The organism is Sporomusa sp. (assembly GCF_057736855.1).
Map to the genome: position 1 here is coordinate 1 of NZ_JBYKYF010000128.1, position 8,686 is coordinate 8,686.

The 8,686-nt window shown below is 42.4% G+C and carries 6 protein-coding genes and 1 pseudogene; 6 read left to right on the forward strand and 1 reads right to left on the reverse strand.

The genetic code is table 11. The features are described 5' to 3' along the window. Positions 1-585 precede the first annotated feature (585 nt). The 3 genes from ptsG to ptsP all read left to right on the forward strand — a co-directional run bounded on the left by ptsG (position 586) and on the right by ptsP (position 4,763). Positions 586-2,634 carry a glucose-specific PTS transporter subunit IIBC gene (gene ptsG, locus AC29Z1_RS09760; RefSeq protein ID WP_488271273.1) on the forward strand — a complete coding sequence of 683 codons (2,049 nt, stop codon included), beginning with the start codon at positions 586-588 and terminating at the stop codon, positions 2,632-2,634. Positions 2,635-2,765: 131 nt separating this feature from the next. Beyond that, positions 2,766-3,023 carry an HPr family phosphocarrier protein gene (locus AC29Z1_RS09765; RefSeq protein WP_488271274.1) on the forward strand — a complete coding sequence of 86 codons (258 nt, stop codon included), beginning with the start codon at positions 2,766-2,768 and terminating at the stop codon, positions 3,021-3,023. Positions 3,024-3,041: 18 nt separating this feature from the next. Continuing rightward, positions 3,042-4,763 carry a phosphoenolpyruvate--protein phosphotransferase gene (gene ptsP / locus AC29Z1_RS09770; RefSeq protein WP_488271275.1) on the forward strand — a complete coding sequence of 574 codons (1,722 nt, stop codon included), beginning with the start codon at positions 3,042-3,044 and terminating at the stop codon, positions 4,761-4,763. A 192-nt stretch (positions 4,764-4,955) separates the two neighbouring features. Here the strand turns inward: ptsP and AC29Z1_RS09775 are convergent, their stop codons facing one another. After that, positions 4,956-6,950, reverse strand: a complete 1,995-nt coding sequence (locus AC29Z1_RS09775) for a sigma-54 interaction domain-containing protein (protein WP_488271276.1) — start codon at positions 6,948-6,950, stop codon at positions 4,956-4,958. Positions 6,951-7,151: 201 nt separating this feature from the next. On the opposite strand from AC29Z1_RS09775, the gene AC29Z1_RS09780 reads away from it, so the two are divergent. From AC29Z1_RS09780 to AC29Z1_RS09790, 3 genes and pseudogenes are all read left to right on the forward strand, one after another. After that, positions 7,152-7,817, forward strand: a complete 666-nt coding sequence (locus AC29Z1_RS09780) for a nucleoside recognition domain-containing protein (RefSeq protein ID WP_488271277.1) — start codon at positions 7,152-7,154, stop codon at positions 7,815-7,817. Further along, on the forward strand, positions 7,817-8,296 hold the full coding sequence (locus tag AC29Z1_RS09785) for a YjiG family protein (protein ID WP_488271278.1): 480 nt from the start codon (positions 7,817-7,819) through the stop codon (positions 8,294-8,296). The genes AC29Z1_RS09780 and AC29Z1_RS09785 overlap by 1 nt, the downstream gene beginning before the upstream one ends. Before the next feature lie 55 nt (positions 8,297-8,351). Continuing rightward, positions 8,352-8,686 (forward strand): annotated as a pseudogene (locus tag AC29Z1_RS09790) (beta-aspartyl-peptidase); the annotation flags it as partial.

Sequence of the window (8,686 nt, forward strand, 5' to 3'; positions counted from 1 at the left end):
TCCCCTGCTCCACTACACTTTATGCTTTACCCCAACATTTGACAAAGAACCTAAAAAATAAACGCTTGCGCAAGTATGCCTTATAGCTTCCTTTACGCAAGTACGTTTTAGCGTTGAATGTATAAAGGAATGGATGAGACATATTTTTCTTGGGTTAAACCTCTGATGTATAGTTTTATAATAATATTGTATATTGATGGCTTTGTCGAAAATTAACTAATTATGTCAATTTATTAAAATTATCTAAATTTTAGTGTAATAATTCTTGTTAATTTTTATGTTTAATTAAAATAATGTTATTTTGTTAACTAGCGCTATAAAATGTCTAGCATAGTTTCAAATATTTTTTAAAGTAAAAAAGTAAAAAAACGTACTTATTTGCTAACATGTCGTGATACACGAATTAGCAAATGAGTACGGTTTTTTACGGAAATTATAGTTAGTATAGTCCTATTGTTTGCTCAAAGTGTATCCTTGTTGTGCTGATTTTATTCTTAATCAAGAAATGAGTGGCTATGAATTTTGACTATGAGTCGTTTAAAAACCAATTTTCTGATTAAACTAAGGACAGAGGAGCAGAAAACAATGTTAAGAAAATCATTTGGTGTTTTACAGCAAGTAGGTAAATCTTTAATGCTTCCGGTTGCGTTACTGCCTGCGGCGGGAATATTGCTGGCTATCGGTAATGCTTTGCAAAATCCGGCAGCCATTAGTGTAATTCCGGCTTTGGAGAATCAAGTAATTCAAGCTTTTGCCAAAGTAATGGAACAGGGTGGCAATATTATCTTTGCCAATCTTTCTCTGATATTTGCCGTTGGTGTAGCTGTAGGGCTGGCTGGCGGTGATGGTGTTGCCGGATTGGCGGCTATTGTCGGCTTCTTAATCTTGAATGTAACTATGGGGCTGGTAGTTGGTATTACTGCTGATATGGTGGTTGGAGCCAATCCGGCATACAGTAATGTGCTGGGTATTCCCACGCTTCAAACCGGTGTCTTTGGCGGTATTATTGTTGGCATTATGGCTGCCCAAATTTATAAGAGATTCTATGATATTGAATTACCTTCTTATTTGGGTTTCTTTGCCGGCAAACGGTTTGTACCCATTGTCACCGCTGCGGCCGCGTTACTTTTAGGGATTGCGATGACTATTATTTGGCCACCCATACAACAGGGGCTTACCTTGTTTTCACACAATATGATTGATACCAATAAAACTGCCGCGGCATTTGTTTTCGGCGTAATTGAACGCTCCCTGATTCCGTTCGGACTCCATCACATTTTCTATAATCCGTTTTGGTATCAATTTGGGGAGTATGTTAGCAAAACCGGTCAAATTGTCAATGGTGACCAGAGTATTTTTTTTGCACAGTTAAAGGATGGCGTTCCTTTTACGGCTGGTACATTTATGACAGGCAAATTCCCATTCATGATGTTTGGCCTGCCAGCAGCGGCGCTTGCTATATATCATGAGGCAAGGCCGGAGAAAAAAGCTGCTGTTGCCGGTATCATGGGTTCGGCGGCGTTGACGTCTTTCTTAACCGGCATTACCGAGCCAATCGAGTTTACCTTCCTGTTTATAGCTCCCATATTGTTTGGTATTCACGCGGTATTTGCCGGTTTGTCATTTATGATCATGGATATTTTACATGTAAAAATAGGCATGACATTCTCCGGCGGTGTAATTGACTATTTGCTGTTTGGTGTTATTCCCAATCGTACCGCATGGTGGCTGGTTATTCCAGTCGGTTTGGTTTTCTCTGTGATTTATTACTTAGGGTTCCGGTTTGCCATTCGCACCTGGAATCTCAAGACTCCTGGCAGAGAAGACGAACAAGCGGAGGATATGGATGCTAAGGCTGAGACAAATGTAAGCTTAGCGGCAGAAGTATTACAGGCCTTGGGTGGAAAAGAAAATCTTACTCACTTGGATGCTTGTATTACCCGCTTACGTGTGAGTGTAAAAAACATCGACAATGTCGATAAAGACAGATTGAAAAAGCTGGGCGCATCCGGCGTAATGGTAGTGGGCGACAATTTGCAAGTTATTTTTGGACCCAAGTCGGATCAGTTAAAGACACAAATTGCAAATATTATTGCGGGGAAATCCCCTATGGCTGCGGCAACGCCTGAGGCGGTTTTGCATACTGACCAACTGCCGGCAGCATCCAAGAACTGTAAGTCAATTGATGGCTTTGTTGCGCCGCTGGATGGTAAAATTTTGAGTCTCAGTAAAGTTCCTGACCAAGTATTTTCGCAAAAAATAGTGGGTGATGGATTTGCCATTGAGCCTGCCAATGGACAAGTTGTATCACCAGTTAACGGAACTGTGAGCATTATACTTGATAGCAAACATGCTGTCGGTATTACGGCTGATGACGGTTTAGAGCTGATTATCCATTTTGGCATAGATACTGTGAACTTAAAGGGAGAAGGTTTCACTACGCTTGTCAATGTGGGCGATAAAATAAAAAGCGGGCAGCCGCTGCTCAGCGTTGATTTGGATGTAGTGAAAGCGAAAGCACCTTCCACGATCACGCCGATTATCTTTACGAATCTTTCAGGCGAAACGGTTACCGTGCCGGAAGGAAAATATGTGAAACGCGGACAAAAGCTTGAAGTTTCCCTAAGTAAATGAATCGTACCCCCAAAATCGGAGGTTTACAGTGTTAAATGTTTCTCAATTAGTTGATGAATTTGGGTTTCAGGTTATTGCCGGACAAGCTGGGAAATAAGATGCATTTTATTACAGAGAAGGGATGATGAATAGTGGAAAGAACGGTGACCATTAAAAGCGCTACAGGATTGCATGCACGGCCGGCGGCTATACTTGTGCAAAAGGCAAGTGCGTTTCCCTGTGAAATAAGTTTGGGCAAAAGCGGGAAAAAAGTTAACGCGAAAAGTATTATGAATGTACTTGCTTTAGGCATTGGACATAATGATCAAGTGACTGTTATTACGGCAGGAGAAAAAGAAGCTGAGGCGCTGAACGCCATTTGTGATTTTTTAGAATCAATCAGCGACTAAAAGGGGAGTCGGGAGACGATGGAATATAAGGGAATTGCAGCTGCTTCAGGATATGCCATCGGCAAGGCTTGGTTAATTCAAAATCAAGCATTACAGGTAGTTAAGAAAAACCTTTCAGTACGTGATATAGAATCAGAAATACAGCGTTTTGAACAAGCCGTTCGCCAAGCCATTCAAGAAGTAGAAGAAATCCGGGAGAAGACTCGTCAAAAACTCGGAGACAAGCAGGCAGACATATTTTCTGCCCATATTATGGTTTTACAAGATCCTGAGTATATCGGAGAAATTAAAGACAATATTAAAAATCAAGCAATCAATGCTGAAACGGCAGTGCAGGAAGTTACTGTGCGATTTATAGACATGTTTGCGAGTATCGATAATGAGTATCTTCGCGAACGTGTTGCCGATATAAAGGATGTTAGCCGTCGTCTGCTGCAAGCATTGCTGGGGGAAAAGTCAATTGCATTAGAAGATATCACAGAAAAGGTGGTTCTTGTTACCCATGACTTGACACCCTCGGATACGGTTCAGTTGGATACGGCTAAAGTTAGCGGCTTTGTAACCGAGATTGGCGGGCGTACGTCCCATTCGGCAATCATGGCACGCTCCATGGGGATTCCTGCTGTCGTAGGGATTCAGAATATAGTCAGTAAGGTTACAGCAGGGGATTGGATAATTGTTGACGGCCATGTGGGCAAGGTGTATCTAAACCCAGCAGACAGCATCATTGAGGAGTATAAAGCCAAGCAGGAGGCTTTTGCGGCAAGACAGAAAAAATTTGTAAAGCTAGTTAATGAGCAGACGGTTACCCAAGATGGCATTCGGGTAGAACTTGGTGCTAATATTGGAAATCCTCAAGACGCCCGAGGGGCACTAGCCAATGGTGCGGAAGGTATTGGTTTATATCGTACAGAGTTTTTATACATGGGTAAAACCGAGTTTCCTTCTGAGGAAGAACAGTTTTTGGCCTATAAAGAGGTTGCAATGATGTTTGGGATGAAACGCCCGGTAATCATTCGCACCCTCGATATTGGCGGAGATAAAGAGCTGTCATATATGAATATGCCTGAGGAACTGAATCCGTTTTTAGGATATCGGGCAATTCGGTTTTGTCTTGACCGCACTGAAATTTTCAAGACACAGCTTAGGGCGATTTTGCGTGCCAGTGCCTATGGGAACATCAAAATAATGTATCCCATGATTGCTACGCTAAAAGAATTGAGAGCGGCGGACCGGGTGTTGGAAGCGGTTAAGCAAGAGTTGATAAGGGAGAATATTCCGTTTGATGCCAATATGGAAGTGGGTATTATGGTTGAAATTCCCGCTGCGGCTGTACTTGCTGATCAATTTGCGAAGGAAGTAGATTTCTTTAGTATCGGGACAAATGATTTAGTGCAATATACCATGGCGGCTGATCGTATGAATGAAAAGGTATCTTATCTCTATCAACCATTTAACCCAGCGGTTTTGCGTTTGATACAAGGCGTGATTACGGCGGCGCATAGAGAGGGCAAATGGGTTGGAGATTTAACGGCAATACCCATATTGTTGGGAATGGGGCTGGATGAATTTAGTATGAGCGCAAGTGCCATTTTGCCTGCCCGCTTTTTGATAAGCCAGCTTACCAAGCAGCAAGCACAACGTATTGCTCAAGCGGTTATGGATATGACCAGCGCTGAAGAAATAAAGCGTTTTGTTGAACAAGAACTTCCCATTATTGTCGATTTAGGTAAAAATTAATGCAAAGGTTGAGCGGAAAATAACAGTTATGTATTCGCTCAAGTACAAGAGAAGTGCGAGATGTATTGCACTTCTTTTTTATTACTTACACAATAAAGGCACCTTACCTTTCGCGTAAAGTGCCTTTGTAGACGCTCTGCAATAAACCCTTTGCATTAAGGAGTGTATTGTTGCTAAATAAATAATTATTGGCTATTGTGTGCTAAATAATCCTTTTCTCCCTCTGTTTACAATGATCTGTCCGGAATCTTGCAGTTGGCAAATAATTTTCCTAACAGTATTTTCAGGTACGCCTAACTTAGATGCAAGGGAGCGGCGCCCGATGGACAGGCCTCTTTGGTTGTAACTTTTAATTTCATCTAAGATTATTGCTTTCAGATCGCGATTTTCTTCCGTTTTGTCAGAGTTCCTTGCAGACTCGTTCGCATTCCGATAATATATGTGTTCGGATAGGAGACTGGCTTGGGGAATATCATCTGGGCATACATTCACTAAATATTCTACGATGTTTTGCAGTTCGCGAATATTGCCAGGCCATTCATAGTTTAGAAAATGGGATTTGAGGAGACTAAAATAGGTATCGCTATCGAGGGCGTTAGCTGCGGTCTGAATTTTATTATAAAAATGTTTTGCCAGCAATAGGATATCATTGCCTCTTTCTCTTAGCGGGGGTAAATAAAGGGGGAGGACATTGAGACGATAATATAAATCTTTCCGGAATTTTCCGCATGCCACTAAATCTTTTAAGTTTTGATTGGTAGCTGATATGACGCGCACATCGATGGGAATATTCCGGGTACTGCCGACACGGCGAACTTGTTTTTCCTGCAGTACTCTCAGGATTCTGATTTGAAATGCCAGGGGTGAGTCGCCAATTTCGTCTAAGAAAATGGTACCTTTATGTGCTTGTTCAAATAACCCGGCGGCGCCACCCTTGCGAGCTCCGGTAAAAGACCCTTCTTCATACCCGAACAGTTCGCTTTCAATCAGACTTTCCGTCAAGGCGGCAAAGTTGACGGCAATAAATGGACCATGCCGTCTTGAGGAGGCATTATGTATCCCTTGCGCAAGTAATTCCTTGCCTGTGCCGCTTTCACCTTGAATTAATATCGGAGAATTAGAAGCTGCCAAGCGGTAGGCTTTTTCGATAGTGTCACGGATTACCGGACTGGTTCCTACAATTTGCTCTAGTGAATACTGGGCTACTTGTTGATCCTTAAGGGTTTTGCGTCTGAGTTCTTCTTCTAACCGTTTGATTTCGGATACGTCTTTAAAGGTATATACGAATCCAGCTGGCTTCTCGTTATCTTTAATTGCAGCCGTATTGATGACAATTTGTCTATTATTATAGTGGATAAAATTCTCTTGTTGATTAGAATTTCGAGCTAATTGTTTTTGGAGAGTGCTGTGTAATACCTCATTGATTTTTTTTCCGGTTGTATTGGCGCCATTCAGAGATAATAGTGATTCGGCGACGGGGTTAATGACAGAGATTGTATTGGTTTCGTCAACCGCGAGAATGCCATCATGTACGGTATTGATGATGGTGTGGAGTTTATTGTTGATTGCATGCGTGCTGCGAACGTTTTGCTTATTGGTTTTGATGAGATGAATAACGTCGCGCAAATAATTAGCAGATAAAATATTTGCCCGTAAATCGAGTAACGACAGCTTGTCGATAATTTCAACCAGGGTGGTAATATCAACAGTGCGGGAGTTAATGTCAACGATATGTTCTACACAAGCAGGCGCGCAGTCTGGTTCGCCAGGTGTGACTGCAATTGTGAGTCGGGGATAATTGCGCAGACCTGGAGCATACGGGTGGTAGCGAAGATGATCAATACCAAGTGCCAGTAATAAGGAAATGGTTTCCTGCGCCGCTGAATAAGCATCGTTGACAAGCAGCACATCGGTGTTATCCGGAATATCGAAAATCTTTTCTATTGCATGATAATTAATGGAGCGTCTGGCTACAATGATTGGGCAATCCGGATGTAATGCATCCTGAACTTCGGGGAGCAGTTCTTTGCTAGAGACAAGAATTAAATCGCCTTTTATGTAGGTAGGCATGTTTCCCTTCAGGTAGTAACCAGAGATATGAACATAATCTCCCATTAGGCTGGTTAATTGTTCGGATAACGTTCGCCATGTATTTCGTCCTTTTGAAATAATAACAAGATGCTTCAAGAGTAACCTCCTTATTAAAAGGGATAAGGGGTGAAAAAAAGGATGAAAAAGGGATAATGTTCCAATTATTTCGATGTTATTGACGGGAAATCCTGCTAATAATGCCGAACTAACAGGTGTTTTGTCAGTTTTTGTATATGGCACAATTTTTGCATATATGTACAGTAGTACTAATTTTTACATTAAAAGGAGGAACAAGATATGCAAGACAAGCAGGAGCAAGAGCAGGGAATAACCTGGAAGAGTTATGTGGCGCTAATATTCGCCATGCTTTTCTTTTCAGGTTTGCTTGCCAAATCGCAGGCATGGTATCAGGCATGCGATTTCACAGTATTAAACGGATCTTTTGGCAAAATGACAGGAGAAGCAGGAAAAGTTTTTACTTTTAGGGGGGTTGGCGGAACCGGTGGACGAGATGGCTTTATGTTTGCGCTAGAATTGATACCGGCTCTGATCTTGGCCATGGGTGTAGTAGAAATTGTTGAAGGTTACGGGGGACTGCGGGTTGCGCAAAAGTTACTGACACCTCTATTAAAACTCTTAATGGGAATTCCTGGAGCCTGCAGTGTGGCAATTATAGCGAATATGCAGAGCACTGATGCCGGTGCTGTAATGGCTAAGGAAATGTATGATAAAGGCCAAATTACCGATGAGCAGCGGTCAATTTTTGTTGCCTATTTACACCCTGGCAGCGCCATGGTCAGCAATTATTTTGGTTCAGGTGCCGCTTTGTTTGGGATGTTATTATGTCCGATCCTTTTACCGTTGATCGTTATTTTTGTGTTTAAAATTATCGGTGCAAATCTTATGCGGATATATCTCAATTTTGAAAATCGCAGAATGGCGAAAGCGGAAGGTGGACAATAATGGCTAATCAAGTGAAAGACAACCGTAACATGTTGGATATGTTTATGGATGGGGCACGCAATGGTTGGAATATTGCCGTGCGCAATTTGATTCCAGCGTTGGTAATGGCCTTTGTACTTATCCGTATATTGGAAGTAACAGGACTGTTAAAATTAGTAGGTAATGTTTGTGGTCCGGTTATGCTATTATGGGGGCTGCCAGGTGAGGCTGCTACCGTACTTTTAGCTTCGATCATGAGTATGGGGGGAGCTGTTGGCGTAGCTGCCAGTCTTTACAATTCAGGTCATCTTGACATGGTGCATGTCAGCGTTTTGCTGCCAGCCATATACTTGATGGGAAATCCTGCACAAAATTTGGGTAGGGTATTGGGGCTTGCCGGAACCAATCCGCGTCATTATGCAGCGATTCTTATCATTGGCGGCATTAATGCCATGGTTTCCATTTGGGTTATGCAACTGCTTCTTAAGTTTTTCAACTAGTATAGTGTTGTAGTCGATACATTAAAATTGGGGATAATATCTTGGAGGATTTATCATGGATAATACTAAAGCTTTTTTTACGCTACTCAAAGGTGTGGAAGTGTATGCGCCTGCGGCGATGGGGCGCCAGGATATCCTCATTGCCGGCGATAAAATAGCCGCAATCCGTCCAAAGTTGGAGGTTCCGGCTGATTGGGATTGCCAGATAATCGAGGTAAACGGGTGTCTGGCAGTACCGGGGTTTATTGATGGTCATGTGCATATGATCGGCGGCGGCGGTGAAGGGGGATATGCAACCAGAACGCCAGAAGTGCAACTGGGAGATATTATACGAGCTGGTGTTACTACCGTTGTAGGCTGTCTGGGCACAGACGGCACAACCCGTCATAT

Bases quoted from the DNA above. Each gene is read 5' to 3' on its own strand.
- ptsG (WP_488271273.1), top strand. From the start codon at position 586: ATGTTAAGAAAATCATTTGGTGTTTTACAGCAAGTAGGTAAATCTTTA.
- ptsP (WP_488271275.1), top strand. From the start codon at position 3,042: ATGGAATATAAGGGAATTGCAGCTGCTTCAGGATATGCCATCGGCAAG.
- AC29Z1_RS09780 (WP_488271277.1), top strand. From the start codon at position 7,152: ATGCAAGACAAGCAGGAGCAAGAGCAGGGAATAACCTGGAAGAGTTAT.
- AC29Z1_RS09785 (WP_488271278.1), top strand. From the start codon at position 7,817: ATGGCTAATCAAGTGAAAGACAACCGTAACATGTTGGATATGTTTATG.